At 73.1% G+C, this 21,315-nt stretch carries 19 protein-coding genes; 3 read left to right on the top strand and 16 right to left on the bottom strand.

Annotated elements, in window-relative coordinates; translation table 11 throughout:
* Positions 1–27 precede the first annotated feature (27 nt).
* From cydC to AC5L3X_RS17880, 3 genes are all read right to left on the bottom strand, one after another.
* Entirely contained in the window at positions 28–1,767 is a 1,740-nt protein-coding gene (gene cydC, locus AC5L3X_RS17870; RefSeq protein WP_494858114.1) for a thiol reductant ABC exporter subunit CydC, read from the bottom strand.
* Positions 1,764–3,458 carry an ABC transporter ATP-binding protein/permease gene (locus tag AC5L3X_RS17875; protein ID WP_494858116.1) on the bottom strand — a complete coding sequence of 565 codons (1,695 nt, stop codon included), beginning with the start codon at positions 3,456–3,458 and terminating at the stop codon, positions 1,764–1,766. The genes cydC and AC5L3X_RS17875 overlap by 4 nt, the downstream gene beginning before the upstream one ends.
* 77 nt (positions 3,459–3,535) lie before the next feature.
* Positions 3,536–4,189 carry a hypothetical protein gene (locus tag AC5L3X_RS17880; RefSeq protein ID WP_494858118.1) on the bottom strand — a complete coding sequence of 218 codons (654 nt, stop codon included), beginning with the start codon at positions 4,187–4,189 and terminating at the stop codon, positions 3,536–3,538.
* A 157-nt stretch (positions 4,190–4,346) separates the two neighbouring features.
* On the opposite strand from AC5L3X_RS17880, the gene AC5L3X_RS17885 reads away from it, so the two are divergent.
* On the top strand, positions 4,347–5,708 hold the full coding sequence (locus tag AC5L3X_RS17885) for an MFS transporter (RefSeq protein WP_494858120.1): 1,362 nt from the start codon (positions 4,347–4,349) through the stop codon (positions 5,706–5,708).
* Between the two features lie 113 nt (positions 5,709–5,821).
* Here AC5L3X_RS17885 and AC5L3X_RS17890 read toward each other — a convergent pair whose 3' ends face one another.
* From AC5L3X_RS17890 to AC5L3X_RS17925, 8 genes are read right to left on the bottom strand one after another with little or no spacing between them, the layout of a single operon-like run.
* On the bottom strand, positions 5,822–6,565 hold the full coding sequence (locus AC5L3X_RS17890; protein ID WP_189127599.1) for a maleate cis-trans isomerase family protein: 744 nt from the start codon (positions 6,563–6,565) through the stop codon (positions 5,822–5,824).
* Positions 6,562–7,305, bottom strand: coding sequence for an SDR family oxidoreductase (locus AC5L3X_RS17895; RefSeq protein ID WP_494858121.1), 744 nt, complete (start codon positions 7,303–7,305; stop codon positions 6,562–6,564). Before AC5L3X_RS17895 ends, AC5L3X_RS17890 begins: the two co-directional genes overlap by 4 nt.
* Positions 7,290–8,210 carry a hypothetical protein gene (locus AC5L3X_RS17900; protein ID WP_494858123.1) on the bottom strand — a complete coding sequence of 307 codons (921 nt, stop codon included), beginning with the start codon at positions 8,208–8,210 and terminating at the stop codon, positions 7,290–7,292. The genes AC5L3X_RS17895 and AC5L3X_RS17900 overlap by 16 nt, the downstream gene beginning before the upstream one ends.
* The gene (locus tag AC5L3X_RS17905; RefSeq protein ID WP_494858125.1) at positions 8,207–8,914 is read right to left on the bottom strand and encodes a hypothetical protein; all 708 of its coding nucleotides are present in this window, start codon (positions 8,912–8,914) and stop codon (positions 8,207–8,209) included. The genes AC5L3X_RS17900 and AC5L3X_RS17905 overlap by 4 nt, the downstream gene beginning before the upstream one ends.
* Positions 8,889–10,022: an aromatic ring-hydroxylating dioxygenase subunit alpha gene (locus AC5L3X_RS17910; protein ID WP_494858127.1), complete on the bottom strand. Its 1,134-nt coding sequence runs from the start codon at positions 10,020–10,022 to the stop codon at positions 8,889–8,891. The genes AC5L3X_RS17905 and AC5L3X_RS17910 overlap by 26 nt, the downstream gene beginning before the upstream one ends.
* A gap of 8 nt (positions 10,023–10,030) precedes the next feature.
* Positions 10,031–10,942 (bottom strand): alpha/beta hydrolase family protein, encoded by a 912-nt coding sequence (locus tag AC5L3X_RS17915; RefSeq protein WP_494858129.1) that lies wholly within the window; start codon positions 10,940–10,942, stop codon positions 10,031–10,033.
* The gene (locus AC5L3X_RS17920; RefSeq protein WP_494858130.1) at positions 10,939–11,739 is read right to left on the bottom strand and encodes an oxidoreductase; all 801 of its coding nucleotides are present in this window, start codon (positions 11,737–11,739) and stop codon (positions 10,939–10,941) included. The genes AC5L3X_RS17915 and AC5L3X_RS17920 overlap by 4 nt, the downstream gene beginning before the upstream one ends.
* Positions 11,736–13,322 carry a nitrilase-related carbon-nitrogen hydrolase gene (locus AC5L3X_RS17925; protein WP_494858132.1) on the bottom strand — a complete coding sequence of 529 codons (1,587 nt, stop codon included), beginning with the start codon at positions 13,320–13,322 and terminating at the stop codon, positions 11,736–11,738. The genes AC5L3X_RS17920 and AC5L3X_RS17925 overlap by 4 nt, the downstream gene beginning before the upstream one ends.
* 84 nt (positions 13,323–13,406) lie before the next feature.
* On the opposite strand from AC5L3X_RS17925, the gene AC5L3X_RS17930 reads away from it, so the two are divergent.
* A complete protein-coding gene (locus AC5L3X_RS17930) occupies positions 13,407–13,688 on the top strand; it encodes a Dabb family protein (protein WP_189127607.1) in 282 nt (93 codons plus the stop codon).
* 133 nt (positions 13,689–13,821) lie between these two features.
* Here the strand turns inward: AC5L3X_RS17930 and AC5L3X_RS17935 are convergent, their stop codons facing one another.
* Genes AC5L3X_RS17935 through AC5L3X_RS17955 form a run of 5 tightly spaced genes read right to left on the bottom strand, consistent with a single transcriptional unit; the run spans position 13,822 to position 20,374 of the window.
* Positions 13,822–15,246 (bottom strand): aldehyde dehydrogenase family protein, encoded by a 1,425-nt coding sequence (locus tag AC5L3X_RS17935; RefSeq protein ID WP_494858134.1) that lies wholly within the window; start codon positions 15,244–15,246, stop codon positions 13,822–13,824.
* Positions 15,243–16,451 carry an FAD-dependent oxidoreductase gene (locus tag AC5L3X_RS17940; RefSeq protein WP_494858136.1) on the bottom strand — a complete coding sequence of 403 codons (1,209 nt, stop codon included), beginning with the start codon at positions 16,449–16,451 and terminating at the stop codon, positions 15,243–15,245. Before AC5L3X_RS17940 ends, AC5L3X_RS17935 begins: the two co-directional genes overlap by 4 nt.
* On the bottom strand, positions 16,448–17,863 hold the full coding sequence (locus tag AC5L3X_RS17945) for an aldehyde dehydrogenase family protein (RefSeq protein ID WP_494858138.1): 1,416 nt from the start codon (positions 17,861–17,863) through the stop codon (positions 16,448–16,450). Before AC5L3X_RS17945 ends, AC5L3X_RS17940 begins: the two co-directional genes overlap by 4 nt.
* Positions 17,860–19,140: an acyl-CoA dehydrogenase family protein gene (locus tag AC5L3X_RS17950; RefSeq protein WP_494858140.1), complete on the bottom strand. Its 1,281-nt coding sequence runs from the start codon at positions 19,138–19,140 to the stop codon at positions 17,860–17,862. The genes AC5L3X_RS17945 and AC5L3X_RS17950 overlap by 4 nt, the downstream gene beginning before the upstream one ends.
* A gap of 10 nt (positions 19,141–19,150) precedes the next feature.
* Positions 19,151–20,374, bottom strand: coding sequence for a flavin reductase (locus AC5L3X_RS17955; RefSeq protein WP_494858142.1), 1,224 nt, complete (start codon positions 20,372–20,374; stop codon positions 19,151–19,153).
* 148 nt (positions 20,375–20,522) lie between these two features.
* Between AC5L3X_RS17955 and AC5L3X_RS17960 the strand changes: the two genes are divergently transcribed.
* Complete coding sequence (locus AC5L3X_RS17960) at positions 20,523–21,311, top strand: IclR family transcriptional regulator (RefSeq protein ID WP_494858144.1); 789 nt, start codon at positions 20,523–20,525, stop codon at positions 21,309–21,311.
* The last annotated feature ends 4 nt before the right edge of the window (positions 21,312–21,315 follow it).

Consider the following 21,315-nt stretch of genomic DNA (forward strand, 5'->3'; position numbering starts at 1 on the left):
GGCTGCATCCCTCTCACGGCCGTTTCTCTATCCCGCCGCCCGGTCGAGGTCGTCGGCCTGGCGGGCGTACAGGCGGGCGTAGGCGCCCTGGCGAGCCAGCAGTTCCCGGTGGGAACCCTGCTCGACCAGCCGGCCGCGATCCATGACGAGGATGCGGTCGGCGTCGGTGACCGTGGCCAGCCGGTGCGCGATGACCAGCAGGGTCCTGCCCTGTGCCAGGTCGTCGATCTGCCGCTGGATCTCGGCCTCGGTGTGCACGTCGAGTTCGGAGGTGGCCTCGTCCAGGACGAGGATGGGGGCGTTCTTGAGCAGCGCGCGGGCGATCGCCAGCCGCTGACGCTGGCCGCCCGACAGGCGCTCGCCCATCTCGCCGACCACGGTGTCGTAGCCCTCGGGCATCTCCATGATCGTGTCGTGCAGGGCGGCCTGGCGGCAGACCGCCTCCAGTTGCTCCTGGGTGGCGTCCGGCCGGGCCAGCCGCAGGTTGGCGGCGACGGTGTCGTTGAACAGGTAGGTGCGCTGGCCCACGACGGCGATCAGGTCGCGCAGGTCGTCCAGGCCGAGCCGGTCGACCGGGGTGCCGCCCACGCGCACCGTGCCGGACTGCGGCTCCCAGAACCTCAGCAGGAGCGAGACCAGGGTGGACTTGCCGGAGCCCGAAGCGCCCACCACCGCGTAGCGGCTGCCGGCCGGCACGGTGAAGGAGACGCCGGACACCGCGGGCGGGCTCTGGCCGGGGTAGGCGAAGGTGACCGAATCGAAGCCGATCGAGGCGGTGGCGGGCCGGGGCTCGGGCGCGGGCGGGTCGGTGACCAGCGGCGGCCGGTCGGTGATCTCCCAGATGCGGCGCGCGCCGGCGAAGGCCTGCTCCAGGTCGGCCATGAACTCCTCGACGCCCAGCACGGGCCCGAAGGTCGCCAGCCCGATCGCCACCGTGACGGCGATGTCCTGCCAGGACAGCCCCTGTCCCCAGCCGGTGAACAGGACCGCGATCACGCCCGCGCCGACCAGGAACTCGTTCAGGCCCCGGCGCATGGAGATCAGCGTGCCCAGGCGGCCGATCGCCGAGGCACCCGACGAGCCCAGCGCCTCGAGTTCGGCCAGGCGGCGGGTGCCGTAGCCGAAGGCGAGCACCTCCCTGACGCCCTGGACGCCGTCGGTGAGGTGCTGGGAGATCTCGCCGCGCGCCCGCCGCAGATCGGTGGCGGCCGTCGCGGCGGCGCGGTGACTCAGCCACGGCACCACGACGCCCACGCCCAGCAGGAAGGGCGCCAGCACGAGGGCCACCACGGGGCTGTATTCGGCGCCGAGCACCGACAGGGAGATCACCGGGACGATGATGGCGGCCAGCGACGGCGCGATCGTGTGCGCGTAGAACACCTCGATCCGGTCGATGTCCTTCATGACGCGGGCGAGCAGGTCACCGGTTCTGCTGCCCTCGATCCCCGCCGGGGCCTGCGGCTCGATCCGCTGGTAGAAGTCGTCGCGGAGCATGGCCAGCAGCTTGAAGGCGACGTAGTGGCCGGCGTACTGCTCGACGTAGCGGAACAGGCCCTTGGCGAAGGCCATGACCACCATCGCGACCGCCACCGGCATGATCACCGACGGGTCGCCGGACGCGACGTGGACCACGCCCCACGCGCCGACGCCGTACAACGCGATGCCGAGGCACATCTGCAGCACCCGGAAGGTGACCGAGACGGCCAGCGGCGTCATCAGCGGGCGGCCGAAGCGCAGCAGGCGCAGGCTGATCTGGGTCCGGGTCATCGCGTCTCCACCTCGGTCCGCCGGACCGCGCGGGCGTAGTGCCCGCCGCCGGTCATCAGTTCGTCGTGGGAGCCCTGCTCGGTGACGAGGCCGTCCTCCAGGACCACGATCCGGTCCGCGTCGCGCACCGTGGACAGCCGGTGCGCGATCATCAGCACCGTACGGCCGACGGTCAGCCGGTCGAGGGCGGCCAGGATCGCCGCCTCGGACTCCAGGTCCACGTTGGAGGTCGGCTCGTCGAGCACGAGGATGGGTGAGCCCTTCAGCACGGCGCGGGCGATCGCGGTGCGCTGCGCCTGCCCGCCGGACAGCATGAGGCCCCGCTCACCCGTCGGTGTGTCCAGCCCCTCCGGCAGTCCCCGGACGAACTCGTCCAGGTTGGCCGTGCGCAGCGCGTCCCACAGCCGTTCGTCGTCGGCGTCCGGCGCGGCGACCAGCAGGTTGTCGCGCAGCGTGCCGGTGAACAGGTAGGTGCTCTGCGCCACGACGCTGATCTGCTCGCGCACCCACGCGGCGGGCACCGAGGTGATGTCGTGGCCGCCGACGCGGATCACGCCCGCGCCGGGGTCGAGGTTGCGCTGGAGCAGCGCGGCAACGGTGGTCTTGCCCGAGCCCGACGGCCCGACCAGCGCGACCTTCTCGCCCGGGGCGATGGTGAAGCCCACCTCCCGCAGCACCGGCGTGTCCGGCAGGTAGGCGAAGCTCACGCCCTCGAAGGACACATCGGAGCCGGCCCGCTCCGGCGCCTGCGTCTCGGGGTCGGCGACGGTGGGCACCTCGGCCAGCTGGGCCCTGATCTCCTTGGCGGCCGCGGCGCCGCCCATGCCGACGTAGAAGAACTGGCCGACCTTGTCCAGCGGCTCCACGAGCTGCGTGGTGAGCAGCACGAGGGCCACCGCCTCGCCGGCGTCGATCGCGCCCTCGCGCATCCGGACCATCGCCAGCACGGTCGCCGTGGTGATCATGCCGAGGGAGAACACCGTGTCGACGACGAACAGGATGACCTGGTTGCCGGCGAGCAGCCGCATGATCGCGCGGCGCAGCTCCTCCGAGGACTTGGCCAGGGCCCTGCCGTGCGCCGTGCCCTGGTTGAAGAGCTTGAGCGTCGACAGCCCCTGCAGGGCGTCGAGGAAGCGGGCGGCGAGGTGGTTGGCCGTGTCGCGGTAGCCGTCGCTCACCTTGGCGAAGCCGCGCTGGAAGACGCCGACGGTCAGCGGGATGGCCGGGACCACGATGGCCAGGATGAGCGCCGTCCACGGGTCGACGAACACCCCGATGGCCACCAGCACGAGGATCGGCACGGTCATCGAGGCGAGGATCGGGCCGAGGAAGGTCGCGTAGTAGGTGGAGACGAGCTCCACGGCCTCGGTGCCGGTGGAGACCAGCCTGCCGGTCTGCTCCCGCGAGCGCAGCGGCGCGCCGAGCCTCAGCAGGTGGCGGTAGATCCGGTCGCGGAGCCCGACCTCCAGCCGGCCGCCCGCGCGGACGGTGATCGCCGGAACGGCGGCGGCGAGCAGCGCGCGGGCCGCCGCCGCCGCGAACAGTCCCGCGATCACCGCGGTCTCGGGGGCGCCGCCCCGGTGGATCTGCCCGATCGCGGTCCCCACCAGCAGCAGGAGCGCCGTGGTGGCCAGTGCCTGGAGCCACGTGCCGAGCACCGACAGCAGGACGGGGCCGCGTATGGGCCGCATCAGCGACTCCAAGTGATCCTCCACGGATGTGCCTCGGACGGATGTTCCTCAGAATGAAACGGAGTTTCCACAATCAATCATCTGAAGAGCTGTTCAGTCAATAACGTCTTCGTCCGGGTGAGCCGCCAGACTCCCACGGCGAAGGCCGTCCAGGTGAGCGTGTTGAGCGACTCCTCGACCCATTGCAGGGCGATCGTCTGCTCGGGCTGCCCGGCCAGGATGCCCATCGCGTACGTCCCCAGCAGGTTGAAGCCGAACAGGAAGGTCGCCGCGACCTGCTGGGCGCGGCGGGCGAGCAGCAGCAGCCGCACGCCGAGGATCGTGGCCGAGACGGTGGTCACGATCAGCAGCGGCCAGGTGCCGCCCAGGGCCGCCGCGGCGGCCAGCCCCGCCGCCGCGAAGGCGGCGAACGCCCAGAGCGGCGGCCGTCTTCCGGCCGTGCTCAGCGCCGTGCTCACCAGGGCCCAGGCCAGCAGCGTGAACCCGGGGCCGAGGAGGAAGAACTGGGCTTTCGCCATCCACACGATGTCCGGCCCGCCGGAGGCCACGATGAGCTTCCAGACGGCCTTGAGCGCGCCGCCGAGCACCGTGAGCGCGCCGCCCGCCAGCGCGGCGGTGGCGATCGCGGGTCCGGCGGTCCGGCGGACGAAGGGGACGAGCAGGCTGATACCGGCGGTCATGGCGAGAACCGGCAGGAAATCGACGAGCGCCAGAGCGAGGGGATAGTCCACCGACGGGGCCTTCCGTGTGGGAAACGTCGTTTTCGTCAAGGTAGAGCGGAGATCCATTGACGGGAAACGCCGTTTCCATAACGATGTGCCCAACCGCGCAGGAGCATCTCGGAGCGGGAAAGGCCGTCGCGGTCGTCGATCGACTCGAGGAGAGCGGATGACCACGGACGAGCATGTCGAGGTTCAGATGGCGGGGCGGCCGCCGCTGCGGGTGCGGCTGAACGCCGCCGCGCCGTTCGGCTGGTGGCCCGCGCTCTGCATCGCCCTGGTCGCGCTCATCGACCGGGTCGAGTACAACCTGATGGCCGGCGCGCTGCCGGCCATCCAGCGCGAGCTGGGCTTCGGCGACACGGCCGGCGGGGCCATCGCGACCGCCGCCGCGCTGGCCGGCGTCATCCTGCTGATCCCGGCCGGCCGGCTGGCCGACCGGGGCCGCCGGACCTGGGCGATGGCCACCGTCGTCGCCGTCTGGTCGCTGCTGACCCTCGGCAGCGGCCTGGTCATGTCGTACGCGATGCTGTTCGCCGTCCGGGTGCTGCTCGGCGGGGCGGGGCTGCTCTACAACCCCGCCGCCTCCAGCCTGCTGGCCGACTACTTCCCCGGTGGCAGCAGGTCGCGGGCGTTCTCCCTGGAACGGTTCGGCTACTTCGCTGGCCAGCCCGTCGGCATCATCGTCGGCGGCGCCCTGGCCGAGGCGTACGGCTGGCGCACGATGTTCTTCCTCATCGCGGTGCCCGGCATGATCGTGGCCATGCTCTGCCTGAGCCTGCGTGAGCCGGTGCGCGGCACCGGCGACCGCATCGAGCTGCTCCGCACCGGCGAGACGCCGGCCGCGACGCCCGTGGCACCCGTGGCACCCGCGGGGGCCGCGCCGCCGCGCGGCCCGGTGCTGAAGGAGATGCGCGACCTGCTCGGCATCAGGACGCTGCGGGCGGTCGTGGCCGGTCTCGGCACGCTGTTCTTCGGCCTCGGCGGGCTGATGTTCTGGCTGCCGACGTTCTACCAGCGCACCTTTGACATGCCCAGCGGCATGGCGGCGGGCCTGGCGGGCGGGGTCGGGCTGCTCGGCATGATCGTCGGCAGCCTGCTCGGCGCCCGCCTGGGCGACCGGGGGCACCTGACCCGCCCCGGTTGGCGGGTGGCGCTCGGCGCCGGCGGGCTGATGGTCGGCGGCCTCAGCCTGGCCGGCTCGGTGGCGGTCCTGATGCTGCCCGTCCAGCTGGCCTGCCTCGCCGTGTCGTCCATCGCGTTCCTGGTGGCCATCCCGGCGCTGACCGCGGCCACCGCCGACGTGGTGCCCGCCGCGCGCCGGGGGATGGGGTTCGCGTTGCTGCAGTTCCTCGTCTCGCTGGCGGGCGCGGCGGGCCCGCTGCTGGTGGGCGCCTTCTCCGACGCCACGGGCTCGCTGCGCGCCGCCTACGCCATCCTCGCCGTCCCGCTGCTGGTCGGCGCGCTGCTGGCCTACCGGGGACGGACGAGCTTCGACGCCGACCGCCAGGCCGCGCTGGCCCAGCGGTGACGCGTGGCGCCGGCCGGCGCCGCCCAGCATGGCGCGGCAGGCGGCCGGCGCCGATCAGCCTGGACGGGACACGTCGGCGCCGATCAGCCCGGACGGGACACGTCCCGCGCCGATCAGTGCTCGCGCAGCAGGCGGCCGGCGCCGTAGACCTTGTCCTCGATGCCGTTGTCGCGCAGCGCCATCCACCAGGTGGCGGCGTTGATCGCGATGACCGGCTTGCCCAGCCAGCGCTCGGCCTCGTCGGCCAGGCCGACCATGGACAGGTTGGTGCCGCACTGCACGAGCGCGTCGACGTCGGGGGAGTCGACCTCGATCAGGGCCTCGCGCAGCTCGTCCTCGGTGACGTGCGCGATCGACACCGCCGTCGGGCACTTCAGCCCGCGGATCGCGGCCACCTCGAAGCCGATCTCGGTGAAGAAGCGGACCACGTTGTCGTCGCCGACCGGCTGGTAGGGGGTGACCACGCCGATCCGCCGGGCGCCGTACAGGTTCAGCGCCCGCTCGCAGGACTCGGCTCCGGTGGCCACCTGGAGTCCGGTGAGGTCGTGGATCTGCCTGACGAACTGCCGGTTGCCCTCCACGCCGCCCCAGAACGTCTCGGCGGACATGCCCATCACCATGTAGTCGGGCTCGCAGGTGAGCACTCGCTCGCAGGCGGCGCCGATCTCCTCACGGATCTGATCGAGCAAGCGTTCCATGCCCTCATTTCCGGACATGTTCTGATCTCTGATGTGAATCCGGCTGAAGTGCGAGGTGACCCCCGGCACGGTCATCCGGTAGAAGTCGGGCTCGACGATCGTGTTCGTGGACGGGGCGATCACTCCGAACTTACGGCGCCAGCCGAGTGCGTCGGTCACGGGAGCACCTTCCTCTTGGTGAAGGGGGCGGTGGCGAACCGGGTGAGGATCTTGCCGCCGGTGAGCCAGCGGACGTGGGCGCCGTTGCCGACACGCCGCACCGCCTGGTCGGCCAGCCACGGCGTGACGGTCTCCACCCGGTCGGCCAGGATGTCGAAGATCCGCCGCGACTCCGGGCTGACCTCGTCGTGCAGCAGCAGGTCCGTGACGACCATCCCAGGGCTGAGCAGCCCCACCGACACACCGTCCGGCACCTCCTTGGCCAGCGCCCTGGTCAGGTAGTGCAGCGCCCGCTTGGTGGAGCCGTAGACGGCCAGCCCGGGCACCGCCCGGCCGTCGCTGCCCAGGCCCTCCATGTTCCACACGTGACCGTGACCCTGAGCAGCCATGCCCGCCAGCGCCACCGCGCAGCCGTTGATCACACCGGTCAGGTTGACGCGGACCACCTCGGCCGCCTCGGCCTCGGGCAGCTCCCAGAGCGGCCGGCGCGCGTGCGAGATGCCGGCGTTGTTGATCCAGATGTCCACCCGGCCGAACCGCTCCACCGCCGCGTCCCACAGCCCGCGCACCTGCTCGCGGTCGCCGACGTCGGCGACCACGCCGAGCGCGCCGTCCAGCGCGGCCTTCTCCACCGATTCCGTACGGCTCCCGCAGAACGCCACCTCGTGGCCCGTCTCCAGGAACCGGCCGACCAGCCCGTGGCCGATGCCCCGGGTGCCGCCCGTTACGACGATGACCATCGAAGCACCCCGTGCACCACGGCGCCCAGCACGTTGCCGTCGAACAGCTCGTAGGCGACCGCCAGCTCCGTCCCGGCGCCCATGCCGGGCGTCGCGTCGAGCATGAACTCCCGGCCCTTCAGCTTCCATACGTCGGCGAAGTGCAGGCTGGGATAGTTGGCCCGGCCGAACGCCTGGGCGTTGCCCCACGCGTCCGGCCCCTCGTAGAACGAGCGGAAGCCGTCGCGCCGCGCGTCCACGGTGTAGGCGCGGTCCAGCGCGCCCGACCAGGTGACCCGCTGCCGGGTCCGCAGCAGGTCGAGCGGCTCCAGCTCGATGGTGACCTGGACGGTGCCGCGCGGCTTCTGGTCGGCGCCGTAGACCTCGCACTCGCCGCTGAAGGCGCCCGCGGCCTTGGTCGGCAGGATGTACGGCACCGGCCCGTTCCTGGTCTCCTCGGCCAGCCAGCCCTCCACCTTGGCGGGGTCGCGGGTGTAGAGGCCGTTGAAGCAGCCGACCACGGCCGGGCCCTGGAACAGGACCGAGGAGTAGACCTGCGTGTCGCGGTCGGTCAGCACCTGGTTCCAGGTGTTGAGGTCCACCTGCCAGCCCGGCCCGTAGTAGTGGGCGTCGACGAACGACCCGTACGGCTGGCCGGTGCCGTAGAAGTCGGGGCCGGTGTAGAGCCGGCTCGCGTCGGAGTCGACCACCCCGAACGCGAACGGCGCGCCCAGCCGGAACCGGCCGGCCATCGGTCCGCCGCCCTCCAGCCCGCCGTCCATGTAGTAGGTGGTGACGCCGTCCTCGAAGACCGACGAGCGGCGGATGTCCTCGTACCCCTGCCAGGTGCCGGTGGCGTCGAACAGGGAGGGCCTGCCGAACCATTCGCCCTCGATGCGTCTCTGCCAGGTGCTCGGCTCGCTCAACGCAGCAGCTCCCCTCGTACGCGTTCGGACTGCTCCTCGCCGAGCAGGCGGGTGACCTGGTGCCAGACCGGGTCCACGTCGGGACTGAACAGGTTGTCCCGGTTCGCGGCGTCACGGGCGGCCAGGTCGGTGTCGCCGGGATCGGGCACGCCCGCCTCGGTCAGGGCCAGCCAGTGACCGAGGTAGGTGTCGACGGTCTCGCCGAGCTTCTCGAACGCCTCCTCGCCGGCCCGGCAGACCAGCATCCAGGGGGACATCATCGCCTTCTGGCGCGGGCCGATGTCGGCCGCCGAGAGCCCGTCGAGGGTCCAGGCCTGCTCCAGCGGCTCGGTCAGCGGCAGGTAGCAGGCGTCGAGGTAGGCCAGGTGGGTGGCCAGCTCGACGCGGGGGATCAGGTCGAGGTGCATGGCGTGGTAGGCGGGCGTGGCCACCGCGTCGAGCGTGAAGTGCGGCACCGCCGACCCGGCCGGGGTGAACGCGAAGATCATGTGGCTGTCCAGCCCGATCATCGGCACCACCAGGCTGACGGCGACCACCTTGTCGACCTGGGCGTCACCGGCGCCGGCGCCGCGCAGCACCCGCAACCGGCCGACCGGCTCCGGCGACATCTGGCTGGTCAGCGGCACGTCCGCGCCGGCGGTCAGGTCCAGGGCGGTGACCAGCCGGTCCAGGGTGCGGTCACTCAGCGCTGTGGGCAGGCTCATTGAGGCTCTCTCCTCGGGTCTTGTGCACCCAGGCGCGGGCGAGGTCGGGGTTGTCGCGGCGGGCGGGGGAGGCGATGACAGTGGCCTCGCGGCGCGGCACGTCGCCCGTCACGATGTCGTCACCGCCGACCCACCAGCCCCGGTCGATGAGCTGCTGACGGCGCCGCCGGTAGGACACCTGCAGCGCGTCGCTGCGCAGGTGCAGCTCCGCCGACAGGTCGAAGGGCAGCAGTTCGGGCCGCTGCGACTCGACGACCAGCCGGTCCTGCTCGAAGATCCGGGTGATCCGCTTGGCCGCGTTGGCGTCGGCCCACTTCCCGGTGAAGAAGTTGCGGTAGCCGAGGATCTTCACGTGGGTCCGGTTCTGGCTGACCGGGATGTTGAAGTCGTACAGGATGAGGTCGCCGAACGGCAGCCGGACGTGCAGCTTGACGATGTTGGGCAGGTACCAGCCGTTGGTGACGATCACCGGGTCGATCCGCGCCTTGGCCAGCATCCCCCACAGGCCCTTCGGGGGCGGCGGGTTGAGCAGGATGTCGGCCTCGGCGTACCAGTCGGTCTGGGTGATCTCGTAGTCGGGGATCTCGGGCTTGTCGGGGTTGCCGAAGGCGGTGCCGTGCACGAACGGCGTGTGCGCCGCGTCCACGACGTTCTCCAGCGCCCGCTCGTAGTTGGCCTCCAGCGTGGTCTCCCAGTGGATGACGCGGAAGGCGGGGTCGTCGTGCTGCGGGATGTACGGGATCGGCGGCCGTTCCTCCTCGGCCAGGTCGCCGAGGAAGGTCCACACCATCCCGTACTTCTCGACCACCGGATAGGAGTCGATCCGGGCCTTCTTCGGGATGCCCCGGCCGGGCGGGTTGGCCGGGATCTTGACGCAGCCGCCGTCCGGCTCGTACTCCCAGCCGTGATAGGGGCAGACGACCCGGTCCTCGATCACCGTGCCCAGCGACAGCGCGCCGCCGCGGTGCACGCACAGGTCCGACAGGCACGCCACCTGCCCGTCGCGGCGGCGCCAGAGCACGAAGTCCTGTCCCAGGCAGGTCACCTTGCGTGGCCGCCGCCCGACGGCCTCGCTGAACTCGACCGCGTACCAGAAGTTCTTGAGCATGTCTCCTCCTAACGGCGCCGGATGTCCGGCAGGCCGTCCAGCACGGTCCGCGCCCGCGCGTCCTCGTGCAGATGCGTGCCCAGGAAGGCCGTGATCAGACCGGCCAGTTCGGGGCGTGGTTCGGCGGTGGCGGGCAGGTCGAGGAAGGCGCGCGCGGCCGTCCGGTCGACCGGATCGGCGATCGTGAAGTGGTTGGCGCCCTCCAGCACGGCCAGCAGGTGCTCGCCGTCCCGGTCGGACAGCGCCTCCTCGAACGTGCGGGTGACCGGGTCGCGCTCGTGGCTCTCCTGGCCGTAGCGGTCGGAGCTGCCCATGATGACGCCGTCGCGGGTGCCGACCGACAGCAGCACGGGGCAGTCCACCTGGGCGGGCAGCACCGTGCCGGCCGGCCAGCCGAGCATGGTCGCGACCATCGTGTGCGCGCCGTAGGCGAACACCGCCTTCACCGACGGGACGTGCGCGGCCGACTGCAGGGCCAGCGTCCCGCCCGCCGAGTGGCCGCCGAGCGCGACGCGGTCGAGGTCGAGGACGCCCTTCAGCAGCTCGATCTCCGCCAGCGACGCGAGGATCGCCGGGATGGCCGGGCAGGTCGCGCGGGTGCCGTACGTCTGCGGCCGGGCCGCGTCGAGGTCCACGCCGGGCGTCAGCCCGTACTCGCCGCCGAACAGCTCACCCACCCGGTCGAACGTCACGCAGACGAACCCGGCCGAGGCGATCTCGACGGCCAGCCACCGGTAGGCGTCCTGGCCCACGTTGATCCCCGACAGGAACAGCACCACCGGGTACGGCCCGCCCTCCGGCGGGAAGACCCCGGTCAGCCGGTCGCCCTGCTCGGCGGCCGGGTAGTGGACCTTCAGATGGGAGGTGCCGAACGGCGGCTCCCCGCCGGTCGCGGCGGCCCACCACAGGGACCTGATCACGCCGGCCTCGGCAGTGTCCGGTCGCCGCCCCAGAGCCCGCGAACGAGCCGGTCGGTCAGCTCCTGGCCGAAGTAGCGCACGCCCATCACGTTCGCGGGGTCGCGCTCGGCGATGTTGCGGCGGATCGCCAGGTCACCCGCCGCCAGCGCGGGCCGCTCCTCGGCGGGCACGGGCTCCGCCTCGTCCACCCAGCTCAGCCAGCGGTCCACGCGGGCGTGCAGCAGCTCGCGGACCGTGTCGATGTTGGGCTGGGCGCGGGGGAAGGAGTAGCAGTAGGCGTTGGGCGACAGGCTCGCCCGGATGAACCCGGTGCGGCTGGTGAACCAGGTGAAGTCCGGGTTCTTCTCCTTGAAGGCCAGCCAGTCGGCGTCCAGCGGCGCGTAGTGGCGGTCGAAGTAGTCGCCGTCCTGGACGAGGCTCGCGCGGGGAATGAAGTCCTGGTAGAACCAGCCCTCCGGCCACACCAGCAGGGCGATGCCCAGGTGCGGCACGTTCACCTGGGGGCCGAGCCAGACCGTCAGGTGCAGGTTGGCGAAGCTCGCGGAGGGGTTGCCCAGCCACGAGTGGACCATCCAGTCGATCTCGGGGCCGGAGTAGGCGTCGAGCCGCCCGCCCGGCCCGTCCGGGTGGGTTCCGTAGTCGCCGGGCGCGCTCGGCTCGGGGGTCAGCTCGAACCTCGCGTCGATCTTGGCCTTGAGCTCCGCGAGTATGCTCCGCAGCTGCTCGAACGTCTCGGTGACGTCGATCACCGGCGATTCGTCGAGCATCTGCTCCACGTGCTGCAACGTTTCCTTCACTGGGGTCCTTCCAGGAGTGCTCCGGCCAGTCGCCACGGCCTGCCGCCGACCAGGTCGGTGCCCCGGGACACGAACCTGTTGACGCTCTGGGCGGGCGACACCGTGCCCAGCACGAGCGTGTCGGCGTTCTTGACGGGCGTGATCACGGGATGGCTGATCTGCCCGGTGAACGGCCCCTTCCAGGCCGTCCACAGGGTGAAGTCGGAGGGCAGGTCGAGGATCGCGCCCGCCAGGCCGTCCGGGCCGTCGGGCCCGGCGGCGACGATGTTGAGCCGGTTCTCCGCCGCCCGCTCGGGCAGCCCGAGCCGCAGCTCCCAGGGCTCGCGGGCGGTGAAGGGCACGGCGACCACGTCGGCGTCGGCCAGCGCCGCCAGCCGGAACTCCTCGGGATGCCGGGAGTCCTCGCCGGCCACGATCGCCAGCCTGCCCCACGGGAGTCGGTGCACCTCGCGCGGCGGCAGCTCGCCGTCCGGCCCGACCAGCGCCCCGGTGCCGAGCACCACGTGCGCCCCGCCCTCACGTGCGTCCGGAGCGGCGCCCTGTACGGCGGCAGACGCCTCCTCCGCGGCCGGAGCGGCGTCCCGTAAAGCCTGGGCGGCCTCTTCGGCCGTCACCGGCGAGCCTTCGGGCAGCACGATCAGCCGGGCCCCTTCGGCGACGGCCCGGCGCAGCAGCGAGGCGTCGCCCCGCACCACCGCGACCGGGAGCGACGGCGCCCCGGCCGGAGCGGTGCGCTCGCGGGGCTGCCGCGCGATCGGGCCGTAGCGTTCCGGCCTGCGGGTCGCCAGATGGCGGGCCCGCTCGGCGTCGGCGGCCGACGGGTCGATGTCGGCCACCACCACCGCCTCGCCGGTGCGCGGCGCCCTGGCCACGACGGTGCCGTCGGGGGCGACGATCTGGCTCTCACCGGCGCCGTGCAGCCACTCGGGTGGCACGCCCAGCGCGGCGCCGACCTCGCGCAGCCGGTCGGCGGGGATCAGCGGGCCGACCTTGTTGGCCGCGACCACCCACACCTTGTTCTCGGCCGCGCGGACCGGGATGTGCAGCGAGGCCTCGTCCGTGGCGAACGAGTTGAGGCTGTTGAGCAGCACCTGGGCGCCGCGCAGCGCCAGCCCGCGGGTGATCTCGTTGATCACGCCTTCCATGCAGGCGTACAGGCCGAGGCGCCCGGCCGCGGTGGCGACCACCGGGCCCACGCTCGTGGCCGGGTCGAGATGGTCGTTCTCGGCTCCCATCAGCACCTGCTTGTCGGCCTCGCCCAGCAGGGCGCCGTCCGGGCCGTAGAGCAGGGACGCGCCGGTGGTGCGGCCGTCCTCGCGGGCCAGTGTCACCCCGATCTTGACGAGTACGCCGTGCCGGGCGGCGCGCCCGGCGACCGCGCCCAGGAAGGCGTCACCGTGGCGGCAGGCCAGCTCCCGGGCGTGTTCGCGGTCGCGGTACCACGACAGGTGGTTGCAGAACTCGGGCAGCACGACGAGCTCCGCCCCCTGCCCGGCGGCCGCATCGATCATGCGCAGGCTGGTCGCGAGATTGGCGGTCACATCCTGGCCCACCTCGAACTGCACCGCCGCGACGCGCGCCATGCGGCCTCCGTTACGTCTGGAGAAACAGCGTTTCCAAGAACTAGGATCTCGCGAAACAGGAGCGGATGTCCATAGGAGGCGGTCGTGCTGACGCACGTGGTGCTGATGAAGTTCTCCGACCCCGGCGACGCGCCGGAGGCCAAGAAGCTGCTCGAAGGGCTGAAAGGAAGGGTCGAGCAGATCGGCGACCTGTCCGTCGGCCTCGACGTGATCGGGTCAGAGGTCTCCTACGACCTGTGCCTGACCACCACGCACGCGTCGGCCGAGCAGTTGCGCGGCTACCAGGAGCACCCGGCTCACCTGGAGGTGGCGGCCTGGCTCCGGCCGAGGCTCGCCGCCCGCGCGGTCGTCGACCACCTCACCTGACCGGGCCGCCGGGCGTCGATCTCGGCGAACAGGTCGTCCATGCTGTCGAAGGCCCGGGGTGCGCCCCTCACGGGCGTCGGCGTCGGCTTCGGCGGACTGCCTCGCCGGGTCGGCCGGCCCTGAGACGGGCTGGTCAGCCGGTGCCCGGGTAGGCGCCTGGGGCCATGCCCTGGCCGCCGGACCGGAAGGCGGCCGGGGCGTGTACGACCTTGGTCTGGACGTACTCCAGGAGCCCCTCCTCGCCGTACTCGCGGCCGTAGCCGCTGCGTTTGACGCCGCCGAAGGGGGCGCGCAGGGACATGCCGGTGCGGTTGTGGGTGTTGACGAAGACGAACCCAGCCTCCAGCCGCCCGGCCAGCGCGAACGCCCGCTCCTCGTCGGGCGACCAGACCGAGGCGCCGAGGCCCAGCTCGCCGGCGTTGGCCCGGGCCAGGACCTCCTCCTCGGTGTCGTACACGAGCAGCGGGACGGCGGGGCCGAACTGCTCCTCGGCCACCAGCGGAGCCGCGTCGTCCAGATCGGTCACGAGCACCGGGGTCACGAAATATCCGGCGTCGGGGTCGTGGCCGGGCGCCACCTGTCCGAGCGGCACCGCCGTCCCGCCGCGCTCGGCCGAGGCGGCCACCAGGGCGCGGATCCGGTCGGCCGCGGCCGCGGAGACGACCGGGCCCATGGACACCCCGGGCGTCAGCGGATCGCCGGTCACCAGGACCCGCTCCGCCGCCGCCACGTACGCCTCGGCGAACTCCACCGCCCGCCCGCGCGGCACGTACAGCCGCTTGGCGGCCATGCACACCTGCCCGCTGGTCGCGAACGACGCCATCACCAGCCGCTCGTAGTCGGCGGCGGTCAGCGAGAAGTCCGGCAGGAACACGGCCGGGTCGTTGCCGCCCAGCTCCATGACGGAGGGCGTGAGCATCGCCCCCGCGCTCGCCGCGATCTCCCGGCCCGCCACGTCGCCGCCGGTGAAGGCCACCTTGCGCACCAGCGGATGAGTGGACAGCGCCCGGCCGGTCTGCGCGCCGCCGTGCACGGCGAACACGACGGGCAGGGCGCCGGCGACCTCGCCGACCGTCAGCGGCGCGAGCGGCGACGGCTTGAGCACCGCCGTGTTGCCCGCCACCAGCGCGGGAGCCAGCTTGAGCAGCGCCAGGATGACCGGCGCGTTCCACGGCGTGACACACCCCACCACCCCGTACGGCTCGCGGCTCAGCACGAGCCGGCCCGCCCCGTCGTCCACCTCGGAAGGGGCGAGCACGCGGGGAGCGTGGTCGCACACCCAGCGCAGGTAGGCGAGCGCGAACCCGATCTCGCCCCGGCAGTCGGCCAGCGGCTTGCCGGACTCGCGGGCGAGCAGCGTGGCCAGCTCCTCCTGCCGCGCGGCCAGGGTCTCGCCGCACTCGCGCAGGATCTCCGCGCGGGCGGCGACGGGCAGGGCCGACCAGTCGCGGCGTTCCGCGTCCGCCCGGCGGACGACGGCGTCCACCCCGTCCGGGCCGGTGACCGGTACGTGGCCGACGATCTCGGTGATCCGGGCGGGATTCTCGCGGGAGATCACTTCGGCTCCCGGAGCGAGGAGATCAGGCAGGCGCGCAGCAGGTGGGTCCTGGCGGCCTTCGGGTCGGCGGCCAGCGCGCGCAACTCGGCATGGTGGGCGGCCGGATCGGACGAGCGCAGCTTCTCCCAGTTGCCGTGGCTGATGGCGCCGACGTGGTCCAGCGCCACCCGCCGCCGCCGGGCCGCGACCTCCGGCGGCGAGCCGTCACCGAGCGGCGAGGAGCCGGGCGCGGGGGAGCCGGGCGTGGGGGAGCCGGGCGTGGGGGAGCCGGGCGAAGGCGAGCCGAGCAGGGAGGCGGCAAGCAGGACGGCGTCGTGGATGCCGCTGTTCATGCCGAGCCCGCCGAGCGGGTTGTTGACGTGCGCGGCGTCGCCGGCGAGCAGCACCCGGCCGGTCGCGAAGGTCGCCGCCACCCGCTGGTGCACCCGGTAGAGCGAGGCGTGCGCCACCTCCCAGTCGCGCCCCGGGTCTGCCACGGCGCGCAGCCGCGCGGGCAGCCGGGCCAGCTCCGCCTCGTCGGAGGTGCCGGGGGGAGTGGGCAGCAGCACCCGCCAGTGGTCGGGCGTGCGCAGCAGCACCAGCCACTCTCCGGGGTCGAAGACGTAGTTGATCGGCTCCAGCCCGGGCAGCAGCCGCTCGACCGGCTCGGTGGTGGAGGCGACCAGGAAGCGTTCGGGGTAGGTCAGGCCCTCGAACGGGATGTCCAGCGCCCGCCGCACCGCCGAGTGGGCGCCGTCCGCGGCGATCAGCCAGTCGCCGGTGAAGGTATCGCCCGCGTCCGTCGTCACGGCCACGCCGCCGGCGGATGCCGGCATGCCGGTCACCCGCTGCCCGAACAGCACCTCGCCGCCGTGCCGCCGCAGGTGGTCGAGCAGGATGGGCGTGAGCTTGCTCTGCTCGCACTGCACCCGGAACGGATAGGGGGTGTCGCCGGTCAGCACGCCGAGGTCGAGAGTGGCGATCGGGCCGCCCGACCGGTCGCGGTACTGGAAGGTCCGCGCGACCAGGCCGCGCTCCATCAGCTCGTCCAGCACTCCCAGCCCGGCGAGCATCTCCAGCGTCGGCGGGTGGAAGGTGGAGGCGCGCGACTCGGCGGCCAGCTCCGGTCCCGCCTCCAGCACGGTGACCGGCACGCCGCCGCGGGCCAGCGTCAGCGCGGCGGTCAGTCCGACCGGCCCCGCCCCCGCGATCAGGACGCGGCTCACAGCCCGCCCTCGACGCCGACGACCCTGGCCCCGGTGAAGAACAGGATCGTCTCGGCCGTGCCCTCCTCACCCAGCCCCGACAGCCCCCACGCCGGACGCGGCGTGAACAGGTGCAGGCTGAGCACGCTGGAGCCGTTGACCTTGACCTCGCCCGCGCGGATCCGCCGGGCGACCGAGAGTGCCCGCTCCTCGTCGCCGCCCACGACGTACCCCTCCAGCCCGTACGGGGTGCCGTTGGCCAGCGCCACGGCCTCGTCGACCGTGTCGTAGGGCACGACGGCGGCGACGGGGCCGAAGATCTCCTCCGCCAGGTCGGTCCCGGTGATCAGGGTGGGCGCCAGGAAGTTGCCCTTGTCCGGCACGCTCCCGTACGCGGTGGCCAGGCCGCCCGCCGCTTCGGTCGCCGCCCGGACCCGCCGCAGGTGGGCGGAGTGGACGAGCGGCCCGAACTCGGTGTCCGCCGCCAGCGGGTCGCCCACGCGCAGGGCGGTCAGCCGCTCGCCGACGGCCTCCACCAGCTCGGCCAGGCGGGCGCGGGGCACGAGCAGCCGGCCGAGGGCGCGGCACCACTGGCCGTTGAGCGAGGTGAGCAGCTCGGCGGCGGCGCGGGCGGCGGCCCCGGTCTCGGCGTCGGGCATGACCAGCAGCGGGTTGTTGCCGCCGAGCTCCAGCTGCGCGGGGCGCAGCGTGGTGGCGCAGGCCGCGGCGACGGCCCGGCCTCCGGCCAGGCCCCCGGTGAAGGAGACCGCGCGGACGCGCGCGTCGGCGGCCAGCCGGGCGCCCGTCTCCGCGCCGCCCTGCACCAGCTGGAAGACGCCGGATGGCAGCACCTCGGCCAGCGTCTCGGCCAGCAGCTGAGTGCCGTACGGGGCGTACTCGCTGACCTTGAGGATCACCGGGCAGCCGGCGGCCAGTGCGCTCGCGGTCTTGTGCGCGGCCATCGGCGCGGGGGCGTTCCACGGCGTCAGGCAGAGCGCGGGCCCCCACGGCAGCCGGTGCACCTCGACCGGGCGGCCGTCCTCGCGGGTCGCGGTGCGCAGCAGCAGCCCCTCGCGCAGCTGGGCGGCGGCCAGCGCGAACGCGCCGTGCACGATCACGCCGAGCGGGCCGGTCTGCCGGATCGGCACGCCGGTGGCGAAGGACTCCAGGGAGACGATCTCCTCGACCCGCCTGGCCAGCGCGGCGGCGGCGGCGTCGAGCAGGCTGGCGCGGTGCTCGGGCGTGGTGGCCGCCCACGAGGCGGCCACGCGGTCGGCGGTGGCGAGCGCCGCCTCGATCCGCCCGGCCGCCGAACCCCGGGCGCGGCTCGCCGCCTCGCCGGTGGCGGGCGCCTCCAGGTCGAAGCCGAGGTCGTCGGCGCACGCCGCCCAGCCGCCGTCGACCAGGTCGGCCGGCTCGGGGAGCCGGATCACGACGACCGCTCCGCGGTGGCGAACAGCTCGTTCTGCCTGGCCTCCGTCACCAGCTGGGCGACCTCCAGCCGGCCGCGCTCCGCCGGGAACGTCATCACCAGGCCCATCGCGAGGTCGCGCAGCGCCCGGCCGATGACGCCGCCCATCATGGCGCCGGAGGTGCCCGAGGCCTTGAACGCGCCGAGCGCCACCTGGAAGCACGCCTCGGTGACCGCCCCCTTGCCCAGCCGCCACTGCCGGAAGACCTCCGGCTTGGGCCGCAGCGGCGGCTCGGAGGTCTCCAGCAGCAGCTGGCGGCGCAGCCACAGGTAGGCGGTCTCCAGGTCCTTGGTCATCTCGCCGATGAGCACCTGGTGCATCGGCGAGGAGGCGATCGGCCGGCCCGTGTCGGCGAACGTCCTGCGGGTGAGCTGCTCGATCACGACGTCGTAGACGTTCTGCGCGCACCCGGTGTAGACGGCGGCGATGGCCAGCTGGTTGCCGACGAAGCTGCCTCGGCTCATCTGGAGCATCCGGGTGAACGCGCCGGGGATGGTCATCGCCTCGTCGTCGGGGATGAACACCCCGTCCAGCCGGATGCCGTTGTTGGCCGTGGCCCGCATGCCGAGGCCGTCCCACGGCGCGCGCACCGAGACGCCGGCCGCGTCGCGCGAGACGAAGAACGTGGCCAGCCCCTCGGCGGTCTCGTAGCCGTCGAGCTTGGCCGTGGTCAGGTAGTGGTCGGCCACCCCGGTGGCGCAGCCGAAGGACTTCTCGCCGTCCAGGATCCAGCCGCCCTCGGTACGGCGGGCGGTGGTGGCGATGGTGATGTTGGCGCTGGAGCTCTTGACCGACTCGGAGGCGAAGTTGGCCAGCCAGGTGCCGGACGCCATCCGGGTCAGCACCTTCTCGGCGAACGCGCGGACGACCGGGATCTCGCCCTCGTCGAACAGCCCGGCCTCGATCGCCTCCAGCGGGAGCAGGCCGCGCGAGGCGCTGGTGTTGTGGAAGAAGTAGGCCAGCGCCGTGGAGGGGCAGGCGGTGCCCATCGCGAAGGTGGCGGCGGCCAGGTCGCGCAGGGTGCCCCCGAGGCCGCCGTGCTCCTCCGGGACCACCAGCCCGAGCAGCCCGGCGTCGCGCAGCAGGGCCACGTGCTCGACGGGGAAGCGGGCCTCCTCGTCGGCCTTGGCCGCGGCGGCGCGCAGCGCGGGCAGCACGGACTCGACGCGTTCGGCGCGGGCCCGCTCGGCCGGAGTCATGTCGTCGACGAGACGCTCGCCGGTCAGTCGGTCGGTCACGTTCATCCCTTCAGCTGGCGAATCCGCAGGTGTGCACGGGCAGGAGGTCCAGCCGGGCGGCCCCGGCGATCAGGGTGTCCCGGTCGACGGCGCTGGCGACGTCGAGCTGCCCGGCGAGCATCAGCACGTCCTCGGCGGGCAGCGCGCCGTCCACGCCGCCCAGGGTGGTGTCGAAGTGGCGCACCCCGCTCTTCATCGCGACCAGCGCGTTGACCAGGCCGATGCCGCGGCGTTCGCGCAGCGCGACGCGGACGGCGGCCGGCTCGGCGGCGGCGCAGGCGTCCTGGAGCAGGTCGCGGACCCGGACCGGGGTGGCGGGCTGGGGCCCGTCCCGCAGCCCGATCTCGTCGCAGCCGAGCTCGGCCAGGCGGGCGGCGGCCGTGAGCGTCCGGCCGGTGTGCTCGGGGGCGAACGCGTCGGGCAGGTAGCCGACCGTGGTCAGCCCGGCCCGCCGGGCCGCCTCCAGGATCGGGGCGGCCCGGTCGGCGGAGTCGCCGACGGCGAACTCGGCCACGCCCACGCCGGCCTCGGCCACCGTCGTCACCTGTGCGGGGTCGGTGATCAGCGCCGAGGCGGTGGCCGGGTCGAGGTCCTCGGGTGGCGGCGGCTCGCCGTACCCGTCGAACAGGCGGACCCTGGTCCCGGCCGCGCGCAGCATCCGGGCGGCGCCGGCCAGCGTGGCGCCGCTGGCGTCGCGGGCGCGCAGCGCGGCGAGCAGCCCGATGTCGGCGACGGTGATCCGGTCGGGCAGCGGGTCGGCGAGCCGGCTCCAGGTCCGCGAGTGGAACAGGACGGGGGCCACCCGGCGAGGCGTGGCCGCCGCCAGCACCTCGCCGACGAAGATCGTGTGGTCTCCGCCGGGATAGGCGTGCTCCACCCGGCAGTCGAGCCAGCCGATGGAGTCGGCCAGCACGGGCGAGCCGGTCGGGCCCGGCTCCCACCGCGCGCCGGCGAACCGGTCGGCGGCGTCGCCCCGGCCGGCGAACCGGCGGCCGATCGCGGCCTGGTCCCTGCCGAGGATGCTGACGGCGAAGGCGCCGTGCTCGCTCACGAGCCGGTGGGTCCTGGTGTCGCGCGCCAGGCAGATCAGGACCATCGGCGGGTCCAGGCTGACGCTGGAGAAGGAGCTGGCCGTCATCCCGTGCCAGCCGTCCCCCGCTCCGGTGGTCACGATCACCACGCCGCTGGGCCACTGGGCCAGCACCGCGCGGAAGGTCTCGCCGTCAGTCGCCACTGCTCCTCACTGTTCCATTCATGGAAACACTGTAACGCTGAAGGTAACGACCTGGTTGTGTCGTGTCAATGTGACGTTGTTTCCCGTGGGGAAATGCCGCGCCCTAGACTGGCTCTGACAGGGAACGTTCACCTTGCGAGGGGGCCAGGTGCCAGTTCAGGCGGAGTCCGAGACCCAGAGCCGTTCCATCGCCGCAGTGGAGCGGGCGATGGACGTTCTGTTGCTGTTCGGCCGCAGCACGCGAGCCGATCTGGGGGTCACCGAGATCGCCACCGAACTCGACCTGACCAAGGCCGCCGTGCATCGCATCCTCACCGCCCTGCGCAGCCGCGAGCTGATCGCGCTCGACCCCGTCACCCGGCGCTACTCGCTCGGCCACGCGGCCATCGCGCTCGGCCGCGCCTACCTCGCGCGCACCGACCTGCGCGCGATGGCCGGCCCCGAGCTACGCCGCCTGTCCTCGCGCGTGGGGGAGACCGCCACCCTGTCCGTACGGCGCGGCGACACCCGGCTCTACGTCGACCAGGTCGTCCCCGACCAGGAGCTGCGCATGGAGGTCTCGCTCGGCATCCCCTACCCGCTGCACGCGGGCAGCTCCTCCAAGGCGATCCTGGCCTTCCTGCGTCCCGACGACATCGAGGGCTACCTGCTCAGGCACGGCCTCGAACGCCTCACCGAGCGCACGATCACCGACCCCGCCAAGCTGCGCGCCGAGCTGGCCGCGATCCGGCGCAGGGGCTACGCCACCTCGTTCGGCGAGCGCCAGGAGGGGTCGGTCTCGATCGCGGCGCCCGTCTTCGACCACGACGGCCTGGTGATCGCGGCCGTCAGTGTGTCGGGGCCCGGCTCCAGGTTCAAGCAGCGGCTGCAGGAACAGGCGCCCCTCGTGGTCGAGTCGGCGGCCCGGCTGTCGGCCCAGCTCGGCCACCACGGCTGAGGCG

This window comes from Nonomuraea sp. CX421, assembly GCF_059358955.1.